The sequence below is a fragment of the Fibrisoma limi BUZ 3 genome (genome assembly GCF_000296815.2).
Lineage (GTDB): Bacteria > Bacteroidota > Bacteroidia > Cytophagales > Spirosomataceae > Fibrisoma > Fibrisoma limi.
Window position 1 is genome coordinate 425,540 of the sequence record NZ_CAIT01000006.1, and the last position, 21,212, is coordinate 446,751.

Genomic DNA, 21,212 nt, shown 5'->3' on the forward strand with positions numbered 1-21,212 from the left:
TGGGTTGTGGGTTGAAAGGCATACAGGACAGGTTCTTACGGACTAAATCCTGAGGTTGCCTCCCTGCTTACCGGCAAAGATGATGTCCACGTTCCGGTAATTTTAGACGGCAGCGTACAATCGGGCGGACCAGACGCTTATGGTTTTTTGAACTCCGTAACCATTGAGCGTACGTCGCTGAAGTAATTGGCCAGCCACTCGTAGGTCAACGACGCTTCGGTGAGCTGCAAATAGAAGTTTTCGAGCGTGAGCTTAAACAGGGAGTGTGCCAGATGGGATTTGTCGGCAAGTCCAAGGTCTCTGGCCCACACGGTCAGGAAAGCGCTCTCCACGGCTTGTGTGGATTGGTCAAGGCATTTGTTGAACGTTGGATTGTGCCGGTTCACGCGTAACTGCCGGTTGAAGAGTAAATCCTGCTTTACGTCGAGGAGGACGTTGATCAGATCGGGAGTGATACGTTCACACAGACTCTCTCGCTGGGCAATGATGTGTGACCGTTTGAGATGATAGCTTAGTAATAGCTCCGTAAAGACATCGACATCGGCGAAATGATGATAGAAGGACGATTTGCTTTTGTTCACCAGCCGGGCCATGACTTCTACCTTCAACGCGGCCGGCCCTTCTTTGGCGAACAGGCCATAGCCGACCAGAATCCAAGGTTCTTTGTTGTCGATTGTCATCTTCAATCAAGCCGGAAGCCCATGATCCAAACGTCCCAGAACATCATCTACTAAGCCGAATCCAGTCACCGTGTCGAGTAATTGAATAGGAGTCTGGTAAGCCAGTTCGCGGATAGGGGTTCTGAACCAGTGCAATACGGTTGCTTTGCGGCCCTCAAACGTATCTAAGGCGTGTGCCAGCAAATTTTGGAGGAGATGAAAGCGCTCGGAGGCTGCTACAGGCAAACGCTGTTCATCTTTCAGTCGGTACAAATTGCGTAGCGTCATGTTAAGGGCATACGCCATCTCTTTATCCGTCAAACCGACTAAAGCCGCAACTTCGTCAACTTGTTTACTCATGATCAATCTAAAAGATATTATTCTTCAGCTTTATCAAGTAGCTCATCATTATAGAAGCGTTATCAATTTTTTAAGGATTGATTACAATAGGGGTGAGTGATTTGGCCATTTTCACTTGTACCAATTCCACCATCTTGCCTTCTAATTATGTGATCGTAGGATATAGATTTACTTGAGTCAATATATCCATCGCATAATGGGCATCTTGGTGCATGTTTTAGAGTCGATTGTATAAAGATTTTGCTCTTGATGTCATCAGAAAACAGAGTTGACTTTGTTTGCTCACTTCCAACTACGATCTTTCCTGTGAGACCAGCCCATTCAACAATTTTACTTTCAGAAATTTCTTCGTTATCTACTGCGGCTCTATAAATTGAATTAATTACTTTGCTATAAATCTCAACTCTTTTTACAGAACCCAGCTTTTGAAGTATTGTAGCTATAAGCTCTTTATGTAAAATTAATGAATCTTCTATTTTCTTTCGCGATAAAGAAAACTTCCTAAAGAAATCACCATCATTATTGCAGATCTTCTCGCTTACAAATCTTGCAGTACCTAAAAACATTGGGGAAGAATGCACACCAGATGGGCCATAGTAATATATAGCTGGATGAAGACCTAAGCTACCTCTATCATTACCAGTAATCCTATCAGTTAACCTTTCAGCTTTTTTCAAAACTTTTATTGTCTGATCTCCAGTTTCATCATCAGTTCCGAATGTAATAGATTGATGCTTTTCGGTTTGAGTTATACAAGCAATAGAGATGTACTCGATTATTATTTGTAATGCAGTTCTAATTCCTTTTGAGCCACCCAGCGGTAAATCAAGATTTCTAATTGGTGTTTTAATTTCAGGTTCGAAAAGTGTTGAATGAAGTTTTTTAGCTAAAACCTCAATCTTTAAGGTGTTGTCTTCGTTAAACTGGGACCAGTATTTGTGGCCACGCCCTGCTCGAATTATTGCTCTAGCTGCAATTGCAATAGGTCTTTTCCTATTTTCCAACAACGACTGCTCAATCTTATCAAGAGGTGTTCCTTGGGTGTTAATTTTAAAAAAAGAAGCTTCTGCTTTGCCTGCATCTCCTTTCACCCATTGTACAGGTAAAGCTCTTGATAAAATAGATGATATCTTAGAATCTATCTCGTTGTTTTCTACCTTCTTTTTGAACTGCTGATAAGACCCAATTGTGGCATTTACCAACTCTCGAGTCTTTTTTGCTGCTTTTTTTTGGTTTTCAGAAATAGAATCTTCAAAGTATTTGACAGAAAGGTAGTTATCACCGTAATCATCTTCAACCCAAGCTTTTAAAACACTAAGCCTATGGCCTCCGTCGATAACATACAAAAATGTTGATGACTTCCATAAAATTACAGAGGGAATTAAATCACCACTTACAAAACACTCTAACAATGAAACTACTTGTTCAGGAGTCCAGTGATTTGTTTCTCTTTGAAAATCTGGTTTTCTTAAAATTTTTCCTACAAGACCTTCGCTTGTAAAGTGATGTATTGAAATTTTGTCAAAAGTCTCGAAGCTATTATCCTCATCTTTAATTTGAGCAAAATCTGCTCTTGTAATCATTGCATCTAAATTCACTAAAAGTTTTGCCATTTTGAGTTTGAAAATTACAAGTATTAATAGTAATTACAAAAATGAACTTGCGAGCGTTTTGATAATAGTAAAAGATCTAGCCCATTGTATTATAAGTTTAATAATAAAAAGCCAGAACCTTCACCGGCTCCCTGAATACTTCGCCGGGGCGCTGTTTTTCGGGGTGCTTTTCTGGATGAATTGGCGCAGGTTTTCGTTGCTGGTCGCGAGGTCTTCTTTGCGGAGGTACATCATGTGGCCGCTGCGGTAGCCTTCCCATTCCATGCGGTCTTTCAGCTTGCCACCCGCGTCCATTTGCCACATGTTGTACTTGGCGTTGAAATAATCGCAGGCTCCGTCGTAGTAGCCGGATTGCACCAGCAGATGCAGGTACGGGTTCTGGGCCATTGCCTGGCGCAGGTCTTCGCCCGTGTGGTTGTTGGTATTGTCCCACGGACGTACCGGCCCGAACATGTAATAGGGCAGGTCGGTTTTGTAGTTCAGCTCCTCCCGCATGAACATATTGATAGCGGGCGTGAACGAGTGCAGCCACGACGTTAGTTCGGCGTTGTAGTCGGGGGCAATACCGGCATCCTTGCTGTCGATACCGAGGTAGCGCGAATCCAGTCGGCCGACGGTCTGGCCCTTGCCACGTAGCAGTTCCTTCCAGAAGAAATTGGTCGGTACGTCAAGGTTCTGCTGCATCACGGCCGATTCAGACAGCCCCGAATACCGGGCCACTTTGGCGGCAATTTCTTTCCGCTTCTGGTCGCTCAGGGAACCACCCATCGCCAGGGCGGGCATGTACTCCGAAATGGTAAAGTTCTCGACTTCAGGCAGTACGTCAGTCAGGTCTTTCTTTTGCAGATCAGCGGGAAGCGCCTTGTGGTACCAGGCCGTAGCCGCAAAGTACGGTAGTTTCAGCGCTCCCCGCGCCGGTCCGTCGCGCTCAATGCCGAGGTCGGTGGGCGATACCAGCACCACGCCGTTGAGGTACATCCAGTGGCTGTTCTGCAACTCCAGCGCCAGCCCCGATACGCGCGTCGTGCCGTAGCTTTCTCCGATCAGGTACTTCGGCGACGCCCAGCGGTTGTAGCGGCTCACAAACGTATTGATCCACGATGCGAGGTACTTGATGTCGGCGTTCACGCCAAAAAACAGCTTGGCGGCCGGTACGTCCTTGTTGGCGGGCCGCGAGAAGCCCGTGTTAACCGGATCGACGTAGACAATGTCGGCTACGTCTAAAATCGAGTGCGGGTTGTCTTTGATGCCGTAGGGCTGAACAGGATAGCCTTCGTCGTCGACCTTCAGGATGCGGGGGCCAGTGTAGCCGATCATCATCCAGACGGAGGCTGTGCCGGGGCCGCCGTTAAACGAAATCACCAGCGGGCGGGCCGAGCGGTCGGCCACGTCGGAGCGCTCAAAATACGTAAAGAACACACCGGCAACGGGTTTCCCTTCTTCGTCCCAGACAGGAATGGTACCCGCCGTGGTTTTATACGGTACGCGCTGCCCTTTGATCGTCACCTGGCCGTTGGTCACGACCTGACGGTCAAGATCCAGTGTACGGTTTTTACCCGAAAAGGTCGGCGTTTCAGGGTTGGGGGCGGGTTTTTCTTTGTCGGCGGTGGGTTTCTGAGCGTAGCTGCCGGGTAGGATCAGGCAACTGGTAAGCAGTGCAAGAAATGCTTTTTTCATGGGTACGGAATGAACACGGAATGAAACGGTAAATGTAGTAATGAACCGTGCGTTTTGACGAAGATAGCCAGAATAGCCGTAGAAAATTCGGGAGAATGGCAAGTTTGTGTATTTTGCCAACTTTGAGAAAATAAGCTACGTAGTTTTCAGCCCCTTAGGGCGCCTGTGAATAGAATCGCACCTACGGCACTATGGGGTTTGAAGGCTCTTGATATGCTATTGACAGGTCACCCCTTCGGGGCATTACCCTACGCTTTAACGTTTACGTCAACCTGATGAGAAAACTTCTACTTGCCTTCCTGCTGAGCAGCCAGGTTGCCTTCGGGCAGTCGCTTACCAAACCCGAAAAGGGAATTGTTCAGAGTGTTCAGAAACAGATGCCCGAAACGATGGCCTTTCTGGAAAAGGTCGTTAATATCAACAGCGGTACACTCAATATTGAAGGCGTCCGGACGGTCGGGAAACTGATGGGGGACGAACTACAGAAATTGGGGTTCAAGACCGAGTGGATCACGCTCCCCGATTCGATGAACCGCGCGGGGCATCTGGTTGCCACGCGGCAGGGAAAGAAAGGCAAAAAACTGTTTCTGATCGGGCACCTGGACACGGTGTTTGAAAAGAGCCTGCCGATGGAGCCGTTCACCCGACTGAACGATTCGACGGCCTCGGGGCAGGGTGTCAACGACATGAAAGGGGGCGACGTACTGGTTATTGCTGCCCTGAAAGCGCTGCAAACTCAGGGCCTGCTCGACGATACGTCCATCACTGTCTACTTCACCGGCGACGAAGAAAGCTCCGGAGGCCCCGAAAGTCGGCGGGATTTCATCAAACGGGCGAAGCAATGCGACGTAGCGCTGGCGTTCGAAACGGCTCAGGGTCTACGGACGGTGACCACGGGTCGGCGGGGGGCGAGTAGCTGGACGCTGAACGTAAAAGCTCGCTCCGGCCACTCATCCGGGGTGTTCAGCAGCCTGGGCTACGGCGCTATTTACGAAGCGACGCGTATCCTCAACGAGTTTCGGCGGACGCTCAGCCAGGAGCAATACCTGACGTTCAACCCCGGCCTGATCGTGGGCGGTGCCGAAGTACGTTACGACGACAAAACGGCCAAAGCCGAAACGGTCGGCAAAACGAATATTGTTGCCGGGGCGACCCTGGTGAAAGGCGATCTGCGGTTTTTGGGGGAAGCGCAGAAGGAAAACGCCCGGGCCCGGATGCGCGAGATTGTTGACAAAAGTCTACCGCAGACCAAAGCGACCATTACGTTTGCCGACGGTATTCCGTCGATGGAGCCCTCGGCCGCGAACGATGATCTGCGTAAGCTGGTCAGCAAAGTCAGTGAGGACATGGGTCTGGGACCGGTCGCGGCCGGTGATCCGGGTTCGCGTGGGGCGGGGGACGTATCGTTCGTTGCTGCGTACCTGCCTTGTCTGGATGGGCTGGGTGCGTCGGGCAAAGGCGCGCACAGCATTGAGGAAACCATGAATCTGAAGGAGTACCCGCTGCTGATTCAGCGCACGGCCGTGCTGATCTACCGCCTGACGCGCTAGCCCCAGCCCGGCTTAAAACCCGGCAGCCTGGCCATCTTTCCGGGATTCTGTTGCCCCGTGGTAGACTTTGTTTTTAGCGTCGTACATAATGGCCTGATAACCGCCGTAAACGCCAAGGCCATAGCCGACCTGATGGCCACGGATCATCAGCTCCCGTATGCTTTCGTAGGGAAAGCCGGATTCGAGGGTAACGATGCCCGCGTTCAGCATTTTTTCGCCAGTCGGTTCCGACGAACCCTGGTGATCGATGCGGGGCGCATCGCCGGCTTCCTGCGGATTCATGCCAAAATCGATCATGTTCATTACAATCTGAACGTGACCGAGCGGCTGGAAGCTGCCTCCCATCAGGCCGAAGCTCATGAACGGCTGGCCGTCTTTGGTAATAAACGCGGGAATAATGGTTTGAAACGGCCGCTTGTGAGGGGCGTAGGTGTTGTTTTGGCCGTCAATCAGGCTGAACAGTTCACCCCGGTCCTGGAGCATGAAGCCAAGCCCGTCGGGAACCATACCCGATCCGAAGCCCCGGTAGTTGCTTTGAATCAGAGACACCATGTTACCTTCACCATCGGCAACCGTGAGGTAGATCGTGTCGCCATCGCGGAGAGCCGGGTTGCCCGCTTCCACACGTCTGGCGGCCTGCTCCGGGTTGATGAGTTTACGCCGTTCGGCTGCGTACGCCTTCGAAATCAGTTCGTTGACTGGAATCCTGGCAAAAGCAGGGTCGGCATAGTACTTAGCCCGGTCTTCGAAAGCCAGTTTTTTGGCTTCCACAAAGCGGTGAATGTGTTCGGGACTGCCCCACGGAATCGTTGAAAAGTCATAGCCTTCCAGAATATTGAGCATCTGCAGCGTGCAAATGCCCTGGCTGTTGGGCGGTAGTTCCCAGACGTCGTAGCCCCGGTAGTTGGTCGATACCGGTTCGACCCATTCTGACGTATGGTCGGCGAGGTCTTTGGCGGTCAGGTAGCCGCCCATTTTTTTCATAAAAGCGTCGATGGTGCGGGCGATCTCCCCTTTATAAAAGGCATCCCGACCACCTCTGGCGATTTTCTCAAGGGTATTCGCCAGGGCTGGATTTTTGAATAGTTCGCCACGGTTTGGTGCCGTTCCGGTAGGCGCGTAGGTTTCCTTTACATTCGGAAACGAGCCAAGTCGCTGGATCATGTAGTCCCAGTAAAACGTCGCTTCATCGTGGACGGGGTACCCGTCGCGGGCGTACCGGATAGCCGACGACAAAATCGTCGGCATGGGCGTTTTACCGAACTTTTTGTGAAGCTCAAACCAGCCGTCAACGCAGCCCGGGACCGATACGGGCAACGGCCCGGTAGGGGGAATGTGCGTCAGCCCGCGTTTTTTAAATTCGGCCAGGGTCAGGTTGTAAGGCGACCGGCCCGAGGCATTCAGCCCGTACAGTTTTTTGGTTTTGGCGTCCCAGACAATCGCGAACAGATCGCCCCCGATGCCGTTGACGTGCGGTTCAACGACACCTTCCATGGCGTTCGCTGCAATAGCCGCATCGATAGCGTTGCCCCCTGCTTTCAGCACCTCAACCGCAGCTTGTGTCGACAGCGGATGCGAGGTGCAGGCCATACCATGCTGCCCCATCACGACGGATCGGGTAGCAAACGATTTGCCGCTGAGTCGGTCCTGAGCGTGTGTTACGTCGAATAGACCCGATGCGATGAGAAAGAACAGGCTGATAAAGAGAGACTTCATACAAATGGCGTAGTGAACAAATAGCGTGTAGGTACTGCCCTAAAATAGCTAAAAATCCTTTACCGATTACCAGGTCAGGTGGCTCCTGAAACTTTACGGTATGCTGCAACGCCTTCATGCAGGGAACGCTGCTGAAGGCTCAAACCAGGACTTGGTTTCCGCTACTGGCTAATAGATAATTTTGTGATATAGCTGGGGGTACATTTGGCCGAAAGGAGTTAAATACATAGCTTATTGAGTACATATAAACCCTACGATTATGAAAAAGCCAGCAATATGCCTTGTCCTGTTCCTCGGCCTGGTTCAGTGGTCATACGGGCAAACCACCGCCAAAATGAATTTCTACTTCCCGCTGAATTTTAGCTTACGAGGCATAAAACTGCGAACAACACTCAACGCAGATAAACCTATTCGGATTGGCTCGAATGAATGGGTAATGGTCGAAACGGATGCCGATAGTCTGGGGTTGCTGGATCGGGAACAGCCGTTTTTTATGCCCCTGGAACGGGGTAAAACGTATTACTTTCTGATCGAATCGGAGCGGGATAATAACTCAGCGCTTTCGGTCCGGGCGGTCAACGAACAGGAGTTCCTGTTGACGGCGCACTTTGGCGGGGCGTCGAAACCCAGGACCTATTTTTTGAGACGCAATCCGAATTGACTATTCGCACTCTTATAAACGGGAGAGATACAAACAAGAAAAACCGAAGCGGAGGCCGCTTCGGTTTTCTTGTTTAGCGTTAAAAACTGCTTAGAAACCTAAGCCCAGGGCCATACCGGAAACGGGGCCCATCATCGTGTTACCCGTCATCGTAGCGGCTCCGGTCATGAGGTTTATCGAGTATACGCGGGTCGAGCCGCCTGACCGCAGCAGGGCATAGGCCGCATTGGACGTACCGCCGATGTCAAAACCGTTGCCACCTTCAATCATGACGCCCAGTGAACCAACCACATTCAGCACCCCGTCGTTGGGCGGGTTCTGCGTGAAAAGTTGCATGGTGTTGTTATCCAGCACGTACAGCGTCGTGGTGGTGGCTCCGGCAAAGTTGTTGGTGTAGGCAGCCGCCGGGATGGTCGGCATACGGCCACCACCTGCCAGCCGCAACATGCCGTCTACGGCCGCTACGGCTGCGTTGTCAGGATTCAGACGCAGGTTCTGACCCATGTTGCTCGTCACCCGAATCCGGTCAACCGTCGGGTTGAAGTCAAAGCCGAATTCCGTGCCCGACAACGGCGTGCTGAGCGGACCTGAGCCAACCATGGCAGCCGCACCGTTCGATGTATTGATGGTGTACAACCGGCTGGTGCTGCCGATCGCGTAGAGCTGGCCGTTGGCCGGGCGGAAGTCGATACCCCGGATCATCTCGCCATCCTGCAGGCCCGTGACCGACTTCCGGATGAGCGATGACGGATTCATCGGGTTGAACGTAACCAGCGTATTGCCGTTTTCAACCGCATAAGCAACCGGCTCGGTCGGAATAGCCAGCCCCACGATGCTCATGCCGACGTCGGGCAGATTGCCGATCTTGGTAGCACGGCCCGTAGCCAGGTCGATCTCGAAGAAAGCCGGTTGATTATCGACGATCAACGTAGCGAGGGTGTTGCCGTCCGGAGCAATGTCAAAACTGCCTGTACCAGCCGCATTGACACCCAGCGAACCGATCTCAACCAGGGTCCCGTTGTTGGGCGGGTCCTGCCGATACAGCTTGTCGGTAACGGGGTCGATCACGTACAGCGTCGTGGTGGTTACGCCAGACCGGTTGTTGGTGTAGGCAGCCCCCGTCAGCCGAGCGCCCGGTGCGCCGTTGATGTTACCGTCGATAACCTGCACGGTTCCCGTTTCCGGGTTCAGGCGCAGGTTCTGTCCGTTGTTCGTAACCAGGCGAATCCGGTCGACGGTCGGGTTAAAGTCGAAGCCAATGTCATCGCCCATGACCATTGGCATGAAAGGGCCGGAACCCAGCGCCGTGGCGGCCCCCGTCATGGGGTTGATTGCATATAGCCGGCTACCGCGTGTAACGCCGTAGAGCTGGCCGGTGGCCGGGCGGAAGTCAATGCCCCGTAGTACGTCACCCGACGCGATGCCGGTGATGGTGATCGTAGCGGTAGGGGAAGTGGTATTGGCCAGCGTTACGCGCAGCAGTTTGTTGCCGTCGGTAAGCAGATAAACTGGCATATCAGAGGCTAACCGGGCGCTGCTCGGCTGAGAGCTTAGTTCCTCTACTTCCGAAGGTTTACACGCATTCAGCGTTACAAGACCGCCGGCTAACAGAAGGGCCGCTGCCCGACGTAACACCTGTAATGGGGAGTTAGTAAACATAGTGCTCGAATCGTTGATTGTTAGAAGTGATTAACTCGTACTCGTACAATCCCCTTACGTAGCCCCATGCGTTTCGGATTTAGAAAAATTAAAATCTAATTAAAAACTAATTTTTCGTCAGATCAGCGTTTGCGTGTCGCAACTCCAAACCGGTACGTCGAACCGGTTTGGAATACTATGTAGTGCTACTACAAGCCCACTCGCTTATGAGTGAGTGCCTGCAAAAAAGCGAGGAGCGGTCGGCTGTTTTGCCGACCGCTCCTCGCGTATCCTTGGGTGACCCCGGTCACTTAATTGCGGTTATTCCCCTTATTGTCAGACGACGAACCGGCTTTGGCAGGAGCCGTCGACGTTGACGAAGCCGTTACCAGCGGGTTGCCTTCCTTATCCAGTTCAACCAGTTCATAACCTAAGCGTTCCAGGCCAGGCTTGACCAGTTCCTTGTTGCCTACCACGGTGATGATCATGTTGTTGATCGGTAGGTTCTTTTTCGCCACGGCGTCGATCTGCGCTTTGGTGATGTTGCGCAGGATGTCGCTTTGCTGCTCTACGTAGTTACGCGGCAGGTCGTACTCGATGATACGGCCGAGGAAAAACGCTTTTTGTAGCGGAGTTTCGTAGCGCAGGGCGTCTACCTGACCGAGTGAGCTTTTCACAAACGCCAGTTCCTGCTCCGTAATGCCGGACTTGCTGTAGTTGGTAATCTCCTTAACAAATTCCACCACCGAGCTATCCGTAGCGGCCGCTTTCACACCCGCCTGCGCCGTAAACGGTCCGGGGGTTTTGGTGCTGCCAAAGCCCGAACGGGCACCGTAGGTCCAGCCCTTGTCTTCGCGCAGGTTCATGTTGATACGGCTATTGAAAGCCCCGCCCAGCATGTAGTTGGCCAGGGTTGCGCGGTAGTATTCGCCAGTAGCGTCGTAGGGTATATCCGTCAGGTAGCCAATCCGGATTTCGGACTGAGCCGCTTTCTCTTTGTCGACCAGATAAATACGGGTCTTGTCGATTTTGCGGGCCGGGGCTGCTTTCGGCAGCGTCACCGACTTTGGCGTCCATTTGTTCAGGAACGCCAGCTTCGTCATGGCCGTCGACTGGTCGACGTCGCCCACAACGACGAGGTTCGTTACCGACGGCGACAGGTATTTCTGGTAAAATGTCTTGACATCGTCGAGCGTGATGGCTTCGACCGTTTTCGTCGTACCGCTGACCGGAATCGAGCGGATATTGTCCGGGCCGTAGAGGAGCTTGCTATACGCTTTGTTGGCAATCACCACCGGCTGGGTGCTCTGGTTGGCAATCAGCTCGATCTGCTGCTTTTTAAGCCGCTCAAAATCCTCAGCCGCGAACTTCGGCCGCAGCAGTTTTTCTTCCACCAGCGCCAGCGTCGAATCCAGATTTTTGACCATTGATTCAACCGATACGTTGATTTCTTCGGTGCTGGCCCGAATATCGATGCTACTGCCGAGCTTCTCCAGCTTGGCGTTCAGTTCTTCGTTGCTGAACCGCTCGGTAGCTTCGTTCATGAGCGCGGCCGTCAGTTGGGCAATACCGGCTTTCGACGGATCGGTGGCCGATAGCAGATGCCCACCCTTGATCGAGAACAGCATCGTAACGGTCGGTACTTCGTCGTTGCGCGTGCCGATCACCTTCAGGCCGTTGGCCAGCTTATCGGTCCAGTAGGGCGGAACCTTCAGGGTCGGGTTCGGGCCGGGGCCGGGCTTCGCGCTCCGGTCGAAATTGTCTTTCGGTTTCTTGTACGTCAGACCGGCGTACCCGTAGTCGGGCGCTTTGTAATCGGCCGTCGAGATGGTATAGTTGTCGGGCTTGGCCACGATGTCGGCTTTGCCTTTTGGATACACCGTCAGAATCACGGCGTTTTTGCCTTTAATGTACTGGTTGTACACCCGCATGATGTCAGCCTTTGTCACGCTCTTGTACCGCTTGAACTCCTGCGGCAGGTAGTTCGGATTCCCCAGAAACGTCTGGAACGAAGCCAGTTGCGACACTTTACCCGACACGCTCGACAGCCCGTCGATGAGCTGAGCCTCGCGGGTAGCCGTAAACTGCTTGATATCGTCGTCGGTGACGCCCCGTTTTTCAAACTCAACCAGCGTCTGCCGAATGGCGGCTTCGATGCTGTCCAGTTTTTTGTCGGGGAACGGCAGTACCGTAAACGTAAACTGCCCCGCCAGCTCGGTAGCCGGGTGCGATGCATTGGCCTGCACGGCAATCTGTTTCTTTACAAAATTCTTGTAGAAGAGGGAGCTTTTGCCACCGCCCAGAATTTCGGCCAGTGCGTCGAGCGGGGCTTCGTCGGGGTGGAAGTTCGGCACCGTCGGGAAGGTGATCTGGAGCATCGGGAACCGGATGTTATCTTCGTACGACACGTACCGGTCTTTGTCCAGCACTGGCGTCGGCACCTGCGTTTTAGTCACCGCCGGGCCGCTCGGAATGTTGCCGAAATACTTCTCCACCAGCGATACCACCTGCTTCGAATTTACATCGCCCCCGATGGTCAGGACGGCGTTGTTGGGGCCGTACCAGCGCAGGAAGAAGTTCTTCAGGTCGTTGACGTTCACGCGGTTGAGGTCTTCGACGTAGCCGATCGTCAGCCAGGAGTACGGGTGGCCGTAAGGGTACAGGTTTTTGGCGACGTACTCGCTCACCAGGCCATACGGGCGGTTGTCGTAGTTCTGGCCCCGTTCGTTTTTCACCGTCGCCCGCTGAATCTCAAACTTTTTCTGCGTCACGGCGTCGAGCAGGAAGCCCATGCGGTCGGCTTCGAGCCAGAGTGCCCGTTCGAGCTGGTTGCTCGGCAGGGTTTCGAAGTAGTTGGTGCGGTCGCGGTTGGTGGTGCCGTTGAGCGTACCGCCCGACTCGGTCACGATCTTGAAGTGTTCGTCGTCGGCTACGTGATCGGAGCCCTGGAACATCATGTGCTCGAAGAAGTGCGCGAAACCTGACTTGCCGATTTCCTCGCGGGCCGAGCCGACGTGGTAGGTAACGTCAACGTGCACGATGGGGTCGGAGTGGTCTTCGTGGATTACCAGCGTCAGCCCATTGGGCAGTACGTACTTTTCGTACGGAATCAGGAGTTCGTTGCCCTTTCGGGTGACCTTCTCCACCAGTTTGGTTTGGGCCTGAGCGACACCGATGGACAGTAGGGCCAGCAGCGTTGCCAACTTGAAGGTAGTTTTTCTCATAAATGGGTGTTGACCATAAATAAGTTGGTAATTTACGCAGATATAGGAAAATTAAAGGCATAAATGCCATTGAAAACGAAGAAATAGTAGGTTTTCGGGTAGGGAAAAGGAGTTACGATATGCCGGCATTCGAGTACCTTTGAGATCAAACCTACTTCCCTTAAGTCTATCTCCGCGAATGCACCGCCTTTGCCTGACTCTTTTCTGCCTGCTGGTACCTTTTTTCGGCGTTGCGCAGTCGGCCGATAGCACAGAGACCATCCGGGTTATGCAGCAACTCGCTGATAACTACTGGCGATTCCAGGCTGGTGATAGCCTGGTGTGGGCTAACCCTGCCTACAATGATCGGGCGTGGGAACTGACGTCACCAGCCGAACCCCTCATCGAAAACAAAGCATTGTGGAGATCCGGGCGCGGCTGGTTCCGGTTGCCGGTTCAGATGAAAAAGCGGCTGGTTGGTCAGGAGTTTCAATTGGTAATCGAGCAATACGGGTCGTCGGAGGTGTATCTCGATGGTCGCCGACTGGCCGTTCTCCAGCCACCGGGGGGAGATTCTGCCGGTCCGCAACGGATTACGCAATTTGTCCCTTTCCAACTGCCTGATACGAATCGGCACGTGCTGGCAGTTCGTTATCGGTTTGCCCGTCAGCCCGTCTACTACGCCAACGTTGACCTGTCGGCCTTCGAGATGCGGCTGGAAAAAAACAACGAAGCCGGTCAGAATCTGATTTCATACCACCGCTGGGTAGCCGGACTCGATTATTCGCTGGCGGGCGTGTTTCTGCTGCTGGGTTTTCTGCACCTGTTGTTTTATCGCGCCAACACCGCGCAGCGGGTCAATTTCTGGCTGGGTATCACGATGCTGGTCTTCGGTAGCTTTTTTCTGCTGAGCGGCCTGAGCACTCTTGTCGTTACGCTGCCGTTGTACTCGTTGATACAACTGGTCAATGACCTCCTGGGCTATACGGGTTTAGGGCTGCTGTTACGGTCGGTCTACTATTATCTAAACCGGCCACGCGGCTGGATCTATTGGCTGGTAATTGGCTTGCTGCTGGTTGACGCTAGCTACCAGATTTTCATTGGACCTTTGGCTGAGTCAATCGCCTGGGTACCGTTCACGGCAGTACTGGCTGAGTACGTCCGGGTTAGCTGGTTAGGAAAGCGCCGGGGCGATGCCGATGCCCGCCTGCCTTGGAATTCATTACGAATCGTATTCTTCGTGGTTTTGGGTGGTTTTTTTTGCTGGCTAGCTTAGGCGTTTTTTCGTTTTTATTGGGCAGTTTTCAAAGCTTCGTTTTTCAGAGCGTTACCACCGTAGCCGCCCTCATTGCCCTGCTGACCATTCCTCTGGGCCTATCCTTGTCGCTCGTGCGCGACTACGCCCGGACGTACCAGTCCCTGCGCCAGAAACTGCGTGAGGTAGAGGACTTGTCGGCGCGGACGATCGCCCAGGAGCAGGAGAAACAGCACCTGCTGGCCGTTCAGAACGAAACACTTGAACAGCAGGTTGCGGAACGGACGGCTGCGCTGCAGCAATCACTGGCTGACCTGCGGGCCACCCAGGCGCAACTGATTCAACGCGAGAAACTGGCCAGTCTGGGTGAACTGACGGCCGGCATTGCCCACGAAATCCAGAACCCACTGAACTTTGTCAACAACTTCGCCGAAGTGTCGGCGGAACTGATTCAGGAACTGGACGACGAACGCGAAAAGGATACGGATCGCGACCCGGAGCTGGAAGGTGAGCTGCTGACCGACCTGAAACAGAACATTACCAAGATTAGTGAACATGGGCACCGGGCCGCCAATATTGTGCGGGGCATGCTGGAACACAGTCGCGTCGGTACCGGCCAGAAACAGCCTACCGATCTGAACGCACTGGTCGATGAATACCTGCGGCTCAGTTACCACGGATTACGGCGGTCCGGCGATTCGGCAAAGGATAAAAGCGTTAACGTAACGCTGGAAACCGATTTCGCGGCCGATCTGCCTACCCTGAACGTAGTGGCGCAGGACCTTGGCCGCGTGCTGCTAAACCTGTTCAACAACGCCTTCTACGCCGTCGGTGAGCAGCAGAAACAGGTAGGCGAACCCTATCAGCCAACCGTTACGGTTCGTACCCGGCGGCAGGATGCTGTAGTGGCCATTCACATTCGGGACAATGGATCGGGTATTCCTGCTGCCTTGATGGGTAAGATATTTCAGCCGTTCTTCACGACAAAACCCACTGGGCAGGGTACTGGTCTGGGCCTTTCTATCAGCTACGATATTATCACCAACGGGCACGGCGGTATGCTGACCGTGCAGTCGGAATCGGGGCAGTTTACGGAGTTTACGATCACACTGCCGATTAGCTCCTGAAGCAAAATCGGTTTGTACAATCGCCGACGTCAGGGGCGTTTTTCAGACGGTGATATTCCGTCCGGTTATCCACCATTCCAATTTGTGATGCCTGCTTGAAGGCTCGTAAGGCTACTTTTACGGCGAATTATTCACCAACACAGCACGTTCTACATATGGAGCCGGTCCGTTTTTCGTCGGCTCCAGAACGACAAATACATCAATGATTACCACCGATATATGCATCATTGGCGCGGGCCCGGTTGGCCTGTTCGCCGTTTTTGAAGCCGGATTGCTGAAGATGCGCTGCCACCTGATCGACGCACTGCCGCAGGTGGGCGGGCAACTTTCTGAAATTTATCCGCAAAAGCCGATTTACGACATCCCCGGCTACCCGTCTATCAATGCTCAGGATCTGGTCGACAACCTGATGGAGCAGATTGAGCCGTTTCACCCGACGTTTACGCTGGGCGAACGGGTCGAGAACCTGGAAAAACAGGACGACGGATCGTACATCATTACGACGAACGACGGAACATCCGTCCATTGCCAGGTCGTTGTGATTGCCGGTGGGCTGGGTTGTTTTGAACCCCGTAAGCCGGAAATCGAGAACCTGGAGCACTTTGAAGGTAAGGGTGTGGCCTATATGGTCAAGAATCCCGAGCAGTTGCGCGATCGGCGTGTCGTGCTGGCCGGTGGTGGCGACTCAGCCCTCGACTGGACCGTTTTCCTGGCCAACGTAGCCAAAGAAGTGACGCTTGTGCACCGGGGCGATACGTTCCGGGGCGCTCCCGACTCGGCTGAGAAGGTGTTCGACCTGGCCAGGGAAGGAAAAGTTAACCTGATACTACAATCAAACATTACGAGCATCAGCGGCAATGGCCATCTTCAGGAGGTGAATATCACGGCCAAGGATAAGACGGTACGCACCTTAGAGGCTGATAACCTGATCCCGCTGTTTGGCCTGACACCGAAGCTGGGACCGATCGCCGACTGGGGCCTGAACATCGATAAAGCAGCCATTGCGGTAGACACGACCGACTACTCGACCAACGTGGAGCGCATCTACGCCATCGGAGACATCAATACGTATCCCGGTAAGCTGAAGCTGATTCTGTGCGGTTTCCACGAGGCTGCCCTGATGTGCCAGAGTGCCTTCAGGTACGTATACCCGAACCAGAAGCTAAGTTTCAAGTACACGACCGTCAACGGCGTACCAACTTTTTAAAAAGGAGTGAAGGGAGGAAGGGGAAGAGAGGGACGAAAGGGAATAGCAATGTGCTGATCCATTTTCTCCGTTTCATCCCTCTCTTCCCCTTCCTCCCCTTTATTATGATCCAGTTTACCATCGAAGACCGCGACGGCACGCGGCAGCCCATAGAAGTACCGGAAGGCATTAACCTGAGCCTGATGGAAGTGTTGAAAGCCTCAGATTACAACGTACTGGCCACGTGTGGCGGTATGGCCCTCTGCGCCACCTGCCATGTTCAGGTGCTGGAAGGACTCGATAAGCTACCGCCCGCCCAGGATGCCGAACTCGACATGCTCGATACGTTACCTGACGCTGACTTCGACAGTCGCCTGTCCTGCCAGCTTCGGGTAGAGGAGTCGCTGGAAGGGGGCGTATTCAGAATCCGGGGTGCCGAGCAGTGAGTCACACCTCAGTCTACTTCCACCACCAGCTCAATTTCCACGGCGTAGTTAGACGGTAGCGCGCCCATGCCGACTGCCGAGCGGGCGTGTTTACCCCGTTCGCCAAACGTAGCGACCAGCAGGTCGGAGCAGCCGTTGACGACCTTCGGCTGATCGCCAAAGTCGGGGGTGGAGTTGACAAAACCGGTCACTTTCACAATCCGTTTCACCCGGTCGAGATTGCCCAGTTCGGCTTTCAGGGTGGACAGGAGCGAGATGGTGGCGACCCGGGCGGCTTCATAGCCCTGTTCTATGGTCAGGTCCTGGCCAAGCTTACCCGTAATCCCCGATCCGTCGGCGCGGGTGCATACGTGGCCCGCCAGAAACAGCAGATTACCCGTCCGGACGGCCTTGACGTAGTTGGCCATTGGTTTGGCCGGCGTAAACAACGTAATGCCCATCTTCGTCAGGGTTTGCTCAATAGACTGGGCGGACGTAGTGCCCATGGAAAAGGCCAGCAGGCTAAGTAAGGCAATCGTTTTCATGTAGGAATTGGTTGCGTTCATCCTACAGCGGTTGCAGACCGCAGCAGGGGTTAGGACTGCAAACTAACAAAAAGTGCCAAATGGACGGGCTGCCTGCTACGTAGCAGGTTTTTTAAAGCACCTTCTCCATAACGATAAATGACAGCGGTACTTTGGGCAAACCAAAGCGGGGGTCGTCCATCGGGAACGGTCGGGTTTCGCCCGTAGCCCGGTAGCCACGCCGTTCGTACCAGGCAATCAGTTCGTGCCGTTGTGGAATCACCGTCATCGTGATACTGCGACAGCCCTGCTCACGGGCAACCTGTTCGGCCGCGGCCATGAGCTGTTTGCCGATGCCGCCCGTCTGCGCGTCGGGCGATACGGTCAACATGCCGAGATAAAGGGTAGACGCACCTGAACGATCCGTCTTTGTTTCCAGATAAACGCAGCCGATCAACTGTCCATCGGCTTCGTAGGTCAGTATTGTGGCCGCCGGGTTTTGCAGCATAGCCCGCAGCGACGATTCATCGGTCCGGATGCCATCAAGGAGGTCGGCTTCGGTAGTCCAGCCGCGTCGGGAGCTATCGCCCCGGTAGGCACTATTAACAAGCTGGTTCAGCGTGGAGATGTCCGACTCCGCAGCGGGCCGGATGGATGCCTTTTTCATAGGCTGCAAATATAGAATACTATCTAAAACGATTGCCTGCCGACCGGCCTGAGCGCCGGTCGAGTACATTCGATCAATCCGCGTAAACTTCAGACCACTGCCGATTGTTGCTGTTGTATGTCACATTTGTTTTCTCCGCTTACCCTACGTAGCCTTCAGCTTAAAAACCGAATTGTTGTTTCACCGATGTGTCAATATTCGAGCGTCGATGGGTTTGCCAACGACTGGCACCTGGTTCACCTCGGTAGCCGGGCCGTAGGCGGTGCGGGCCTGATTATCACCGAAGCAACGGCCGTATCGCCCGAGGGGCGCATTACGCCCGACGACCTCGGGATCTGGTCTGATGCCCACATCCCGGAATTGACGCGGATCACATCGTTTATCCGCCAACAGGGATCAGTCGCGGGTGTTCAACTGGCGCATGCCGGGCGCAAAGCCAGCCATCGCCGGCCGTGGGAGGGAGGAACGCCTATCGCCCCAACCGAAGAGCGGGGCTGGCAGACCGTAGCCCCGAGTCCCATACCGTTTGCCGAAGGAGGTCCAACGCCCACCGAACTGGATGACGCCGGCCTTCAGAAAATCCGGGACGACTTTCGGGTAGCTGCCGAACGGGCGCTGACCGCCGGTTTTTCGGTGATCGAGATTCACGCGGCCCACGGCTACCTGCTCCACGAGTTTCTGTCGTCCCTGAGCAACCACCGTACCGATGCCTACGGCGGCTCCTTCGACAACCGCGTTCGGCTGTTGCTGGAGGTGGTCCGTACCGTCAGAAGTGTCTGGCCCGACGATTTGCCTCTTTTTGTGCGCATTTCGGCCACCGACTGGACCGAAGGCGGCTGGACGGCGGACGATTCAGTGGCACTGGCCGGGTTGTTAAAACCAGAAGGCGTCGATGTAGTCGACTGTTCAACCGGAGGGAATGTGCCCCGGGCTACTATCCCAACCGCCCCCGGATATCAGGTTAGCTTTGCCGACCGCATCCGGCGCGAAACCGGAATGCTGACGGGAGCCGTTGGGCTGATTACGTCGCCCGAGCAGGCTGATGAGATTCTGGCTAACGGACAGGCCGATCTGATTATGCTGGCCCGCGAAATGTTACGTGACCCGTACTTTCCGCTTCATGCAGCCCATACGCTGGGCGACGACGTATCCTGGCCGGTTCAGTACGAACGCGCCAGACCCCGGCGATAACCCCATCAACTCGAAAACTACCAACGAACCAATCCGTATGACTTTTTCATCCAACCGCCCCGAAGATCTGCTGTTTGATGCCGCCCGCCGGGGCGACGTAACGTACCTCCATGAACTGATCAACGCGCACGTTAACGTGAATACCCAGGATGGCAAAGGGTTTACGCCCCTGATTCTGGCGGCCTACGACGGCCATCTGGAAGCCACCCGGTTGCTGCTCGACTCTGGCGCTGATCCGAATGTGCAGGACGTGACCGGCAACACCGCCCTGATGGGTGTTAGTTTCAAGGGGTACCCCGAGATCGGTCGGCTGCTGATTGAACGGGGAGCTAACGTGAATGCGCAGAACGGCAACAACGGTACAGCGCTGATGTTTGCCACACTGTTCGGCCGCCACGCCATGGTTGAACTGCTGCTCGACGCCGGGGCTGATACCACCATCCGCGACGTCCGGGGCCTGACCGCCCGCGATCTGGCCGTTCAGCAGGGCAACGAAGAAGCCCTCCGGCTCTTTGCCGAACGAGGAGTATAGGCCCGGGTTAAACGACGGGGCGTGATTTGCGCATAAACACAAATGCGCGGGTAAACACGTAGCTGTAAAACACGAACACGGTCGTGCCGACGAGAATACGGACGACCCAGTAATTGTCCACGCCCAGTTGGTTCAGTCCCCAGACTCCCAGTGTATTGAGGAGACCGTTGCCGAGCGAAACGACAACGTATCGGACCAACTGGGTGGTGGTTTCGCGGCTCGATGTATCCCGAAACACCCAGTATTTGTTCAGAAAGAAACCAACGATCATTCCGCTGAGGTGACCGATACCGGTCGCCACGACGATACTTGTCAGCCCCGTGTGTGTCAGTAGGTAGCCGATACCATAATCGACCACCGTGGCCAAAAGCGATACGTTGGCAAAGCGGAAAAATTCGGCCAATCTGCGTTTCATGTTCCCTTGTCGCTGAGTGGGCAACATCAATAGCCCATCAGTAAAGGGACATACCGGTTGTTTGGTTTGTACACAACCGGGCACAACGGCAGATTTAACGCAAGGATAATATCCGACGACCGCGGCTGGGAAACCTACGCGGAAAAATCGCTTGCCCCCAGGTCGTTCAGACGCTTCCGGATTTCGTCGCGGGTGCGTTTCAGTCGCATTTTCAGGGCGCTCTCCGTCACACTGTACTGTTGGCTGAGGTCACGTAGCGACATGCCGCGTTCGTATTTGAGCCGCAGCAACGTTACGTCTTCGTCCCGCACGTGCCGCAGCACCCGTTCCAGCACGTTCAGTCGCCATTCTGTCGCTTCCGACGGGCTGCTGTCCGACAGGCGGCTGGTTACGTCGTCGGACAGGAGTTCGGTACTCAGCCGTTTCTGGCGTTTAATCTGATCCATGCAACAGTTATACGAAACGGCATATAGCCAGGTCGAGAACGTTGAGCGATTGTCGAATGAGTCGAGCTTGCCGAGCACTTTCAGAAAAATGTCCTGCGTACAGTCCTGCGCAAGCTGTGGGTCTTTGGTGAGCGAAAAACATAGCCGGTACACCTTCGGGGCGTAGTGGCAGTAAAGGGCCGTAAACGATTGGGCAAGGCTGTTTCCCTGAGCGGGTAAATGAGTTTGGGCGTTGTTAGTCGGAACAAAAGGCTTCATAAAGTACTGAGTCGTTGACTAGGTCCTCACGGGTTAGCGGCTTCTAAGCTGGTTTCCACGCTGTGCGTGCAACCTGTGTAAGCAAAGTACCTAAACCGGTGCAACCTGG

Annotated in this window: 19 protein-coding genes; 8 read left to right on the plus strand and 11 right to left on the minus strand. The window is 54.0% G+C overall.

The features are described 5' to 3' along the window. Nucleotides 1–137: 137 nt before the first annotated feature. From BN8_RS09660 to BN8_RS09675, 4 genes are all read right to left on the minus strand, one after another. Nucleotides 138–680 (minus strand): TetR/AcrR family transcriptional regulator, encoded by a 543-nt coding sequence (locus BN8_RS09660; RefSeq protein ID WP_009281666.1) that lies wholly within the window; start codon nt 678–680, stop codon nt 138–140. 6 nt (nt 681–686) lie between these two features. Beyond that, entirely contained in the window at nt 687–1,019 is a 333-nt protein-coding gene (locus tag BN8_RS09665) for an Xre family toxin-antitoxin system antitoxin (RefSeq protein WP_009281667.1), read from the minus strand. 62 nt (nt 1,020–1,081) lie between these two features. Then, nucleotides 1,082–2,632 (minus strand): HNH endonuclease family protein, encoded by a 1,551-nt coding sequence (locus tag BN8_RS09670; RefSeq protein WP_009281668.1) that lies wholly within the window; start codon nt 2,630–2,632, stop codon nt 1,082–1,084. A gap of 120 nt (nt 2,633–2,752) precedes the next feature. Next, the gene (locus BN8_RS09675; protein WP_009281669.1) at nt 2,753–4,309 is read right to left on the minus strand and encodes a S10 family peptidase; all 1,557 of its coding nucleotides are present in this window, start codon (nt 4,307–4,309) and stop codon (nt 2,753–2,755) included. 275 nt (nt 4,310–4,584) lie between these two features. On the opposite strand from BN8_RS09675, the gene BN8_RS09680 reads away from it, so the two are divergent. Beyond that, on the plus strand, nt 4,585–5,859 hold the full coding sequence (locus BN8_RS09680) for a M20/M25/M40 family metallo-hydrolase (protein WP_009281670.1): 1,275 nt from the start codon (nt 4,585–4,587) through the stop codon (nt 5,857–5,859). 12 nt (nt 5,860–5,871) lie between these two features. On the opposite strand, the gene ggt is transcribed toward BN8_RS09680, so the two are convergent. Further along, nucleotides 5,872–7,575: a gamma-glutamyltransferase gene (ggt, locus tag BN8_RS09685; RefSeq protein ID WP_009281671.1), complete on the minus strand. Its 1,704-nt coding sequence runs from the start codon at nt 7,573–7,575 to the stop codon at nt 5,872–5,874. 259 nt (nt 7,576–7,834) lie between these two features. Here ggt and BN8_RS09690 point away from each other — a divergent pair, with 259 nt between their 5' ends. Next, nucleotides 7,835–8,236, plus strand: a complete 402-nt coding sequence (locus BN8_RS09690) for a hypothetical protein (protein ID WP_009281672.1) — start codon at nt 7,835–7,837, stop codon at nt 8,234–8,236. Between the two features lie 90 nt (nt 8,237–8,326). Here the strand turns inward: BN8_RS09690 and BN8_RS09695 are convergent, their stop codons facing one another. Both BN8_RS09695 and BN8_RS09700 read right to left on the minus strand, forming a co-directional pair. Next, a complete protein-coding gene (locus BN8_RS09695; RefSeq protein WP_009281673.1) occupies nt 8,327–9,895 on the minus strand; it encodes a DUF4394 domain-containing protein in 1,569 nt (522 codons plus the stop codon). 290 nt (nt 9,896–10,185) lie between these two features. Further along, nucleotides 10,186–13,098 carry a M16 family metallopeptidase gene (locus BN8_RS09700; protein WP_009281674.1) on the minus strand — a complete coding sequence of 971 codons (2,913 nt, stop codon included), beginning with the start codon at nt 13,096–13,098 and terminating at the stop codon, nt 10,186–10,188. 178 nt (nt 13,099–13,276) lie between these two features. Between BN8_RS09700 and BN8_RS09705 the strand changes: the two genes are divergently transcribed. From BN8_RS09705 to BN8_RS09720, 4 genes are all read left to right on the plus strand, one after another. Continuing rightward, nucleotides 13,277–14,353 (plus strand): hypothetical protein, encoded by a 1,077-nt coding sequence (locus tag BN8_RS09705; RefSeq protein ID WP_009281675.1) that lies wholly within the window; start codon nt 13,277–13,279, stop codon nt 14,351–14,353. 17 nt (nt 14,354–14,370) lie between these two features. Continuing rightward, nucleotides 14,371–15,459 (plus strand): sensor histidine kinase, encoded by a 1,089-nt coding sequence (locus BN8_RS09710; RefSeq protein WP_229367857.1) that lies wholly within the window; start codon nt 14,371–14,373, stop codon nt 15,457–15,459. 202 nt (nt 15,460–15,661) lie between these two features. Further along, nucleotides 15,662–16,666 carry an NAD(P)/FAD-dependent oxidoreductase gene (locus BN8_RS09715; RefSeq protein WP_009281677.1) on the plus strand — a complete coding sequence of 335 codons (1,005 nt, stop codon included), beginning with the start codon at nt 15,662–15,664 and terminating at the stop codon, nt 16,664–16,666. A 104-nt stretch (nt 16,667–16,770) separates the two neighbouring features. Next, nucleotides 16,771–17,091 carry a 2Fe-2S iron-sulfur cluster-binding protein gene (locus tag BN8_RS09720; protein WP_009281678.1) on the plus strand — a complete coding sequence of 107 codons (321 nt, stop codon included), beginning with the start codon at nt 16,771–16,773 and terminating at the stop codon, nt 17,089–17,091. 8 nt (nt 17,092–17,099) lie between these two features. Here the strand turns inward: BN8_RS09720 and BN8_RS09725 are convergent, their stop codons facing one another. After that, nucleotides 17,100–17,615, minus strand: a complete 516-nt coding sequence (locus BN8_RS09725) for a RidA family protein (RefSeq protein WP_144051636.1) — start codon at nt 17,613–17,615, stop codon at nt 17,100–17,102. A gap of 112 nt (nt 17,616–17,727) precedes the next feature. Next, on the minus strand, nt 17,728–18,261 hold the full coding sequence (locus BN8_RS09730; protein ID WP_040005939.1) for a GNAT family N-acetyltransferase: 534 nt from the start codon (nt 18,259–18,261) through the stop codon (nt 17,728–17,730). A 117-nt stretch (nt 18,262–18,378) separates the two neighbouring features. Between BN8_RS09730 and BN8_RS09735 the strand changes: the two genes are divergently transcribed. Next, the gene (locus BN8_RS09735; protein ID WP_009281681.1) at nt 18,379–19,452 is read left to right on the plus strand and encodes an NADH:flavin oxidoreductase/NADH oxidase; all 1,074 of its coding nucleotides are present in this window, start codon (nt 18,379–18,381) and stop codon (nt 19,450–19,452) included. A gap of 37 nt (nt 19,453–19,489) precedes the next feature. Next, entirely contained in the window at nt 19,490–19,984 is a 495-nt protein-coding gene (locus BN8_RS09740) for an ankyrin repeat domain-containing protein (RefSeq protein ID WP_040005689.1), read from the plus strand. Nucleotides 19,985–19,991: 7 nt separating this feature from the next. Here the strand turns inward: BN8_RS09740 and BN8_RS31640 are convergent, their stop codons facing one another. Then, nucleotides 19,992–20,399 carry a GtrA family protein gene (locus BN8_RS31640; RefSeq protein WP_192579039.1) on the minus strand — a complete coding sequence of 136 codons (408 nt, stop codon included), beginning with the start codon at nt 20,397–20,399 and terminating at the stop codon, nt 19,992–19,994. A 134-nt stretch (nt 20,400–20,533) separates the two neighbouring features. After that, on the minus strand, nt 20,534–21,103 hold the full coding sequence (locus BN8_RS09750) for an RNA polymerase sigma factor (RefSeq protein WP_009281684.1): 570 nt from the start codon (nt 21,101–21,103) through the stop codon (nt 20,534–20,536). Nucleotides 21,104–21,212: the final 109 nt, after the last annotated feature.

Bases quoted from the DNA above. Each gene is read 5' to 3' on its own strand.
- ggt (WP_009281671.1), bottom strand. From the start codon at position 7,575: ATGAAGTCTCTCTTTATCAGCCTGTTCTTTCTCATCGCATCGGGTCTA.
- BN8_RS09700 (WP_009281674.1), bottom strand. From the start codon at position 13,098: ATGAGAAAAACTACCTTCAAGTTGGCAACGCTGCTGGCCCTACTGTCC.
- BN8_RS09725 (WP_144051636.1), bottom strand. From the start codon at position 17,615: ATGAAAACGATTGCCTTACTTAGCCTGCTGGCCTTTTCCATGGGCACT.
- BN8_RS31640 (WP_192579039.1), bottom strand. From the start codon at position 20,399: ATGAAACGCAGATTGGCCGAATTTTTCCGCTTTGCCAACGTATCGCTT.
- BN8_RS09695 (WP_009281673.1), bottom strand. From the start codon at position 9,895: ATGTTTACTAACTCCCCATTACAGGTGTTACGTCGGGCAGCGGCCCTT.
- BN8_RS09670 (WP_009281668.1), bottom strand. From the start codon at position 2,632: ATGGCAAAACTTTTAGTGAATTTAGATGCAATGATTACAAGAGCAGAT.
- BN8_RS09715 (WP_009281677.1), top strand. From the start codon at position 15,662: ATGATTACCACCGATATATGCATCATTGGCGCGGGCCCGGTTGGCCTG.
- BN8_RS09675 (WP_009281669.1), bottom strand. From the start codon at position 4,309: ATGAAAAAAGCATTTCTTGCACTGCTTACCAGTTGCCTGATCCTACCC.
- BN8_RS09660 (WP_009281666.1), bottom strand. From the start codon at position 680: ATGACAATCGACAACAAAGAACCTTGGATTCTGGTCGGCTATGGCCTG.
- BN8_RS09730 (WP_040005939.1), bottom strand. From the start codon at position 18,261: ATGAAAAAGGCATCCATCCGGCCCGCTGCGGAGTCGGACATCTCCACG.
- BN8_RS09665 (WP_009281667.1), bottom strand. From the start codon at position 1,019: ATGAGTAAACAAGTTGACGAAGTTGCGGCTTTAGTCGGTTTGACGGAT.
- BN8_RS09750 (WP_009281684.1), bottom strand. From the start codon at position 21,103: ATGAAGCCTTTTGTTCCGACTAACAACGCCCAAACTCATTTACCCGCT.
- BN8_RS09690 (WP_009281672.1), top strand. From the start codon at position 7,835: ATGAAAAAGCCAGCAATATGCCTTGTCCTGTTCCTCGGCCTGGTTCAG.
- BN8_RS09740 (WP_040005689.1), top strand. From the start codon at position 19,490: ATGACTTTTTCATCCAACCGCCCCGAAGATCTGCTGTTTGATGCCGCC.
- BN8_RS09680 (WP_009281670.1), top strand. From the start codon at position 4,585: ATGAGAAAACTTCTACTTGCCTTCCTGCTGAGCAGCCAGGTTGCCTTC.
- BN8_RS09735 (WP_009281681.1), top strand. From the start codon at position 18,379: ATGTCACATTTGTTTTCTCCGCTTACCCTACGTAGCCTTCAGCTTAAA.
- BN8_RS09705 (WP_009281675.1), top strand. From the start codon at position 13,277: ATGCACCGCCTTTGCCTGACTCTTTTCTGCCTGCTGGTACCTTTTTTC.
- BN8_RS09720 (WP_009281678.1), top strand. From the start codon at position 16,771: ATGATCCAGTTTACCATCGAAGACCGCGACGGCACGCGGCAGCCCATA.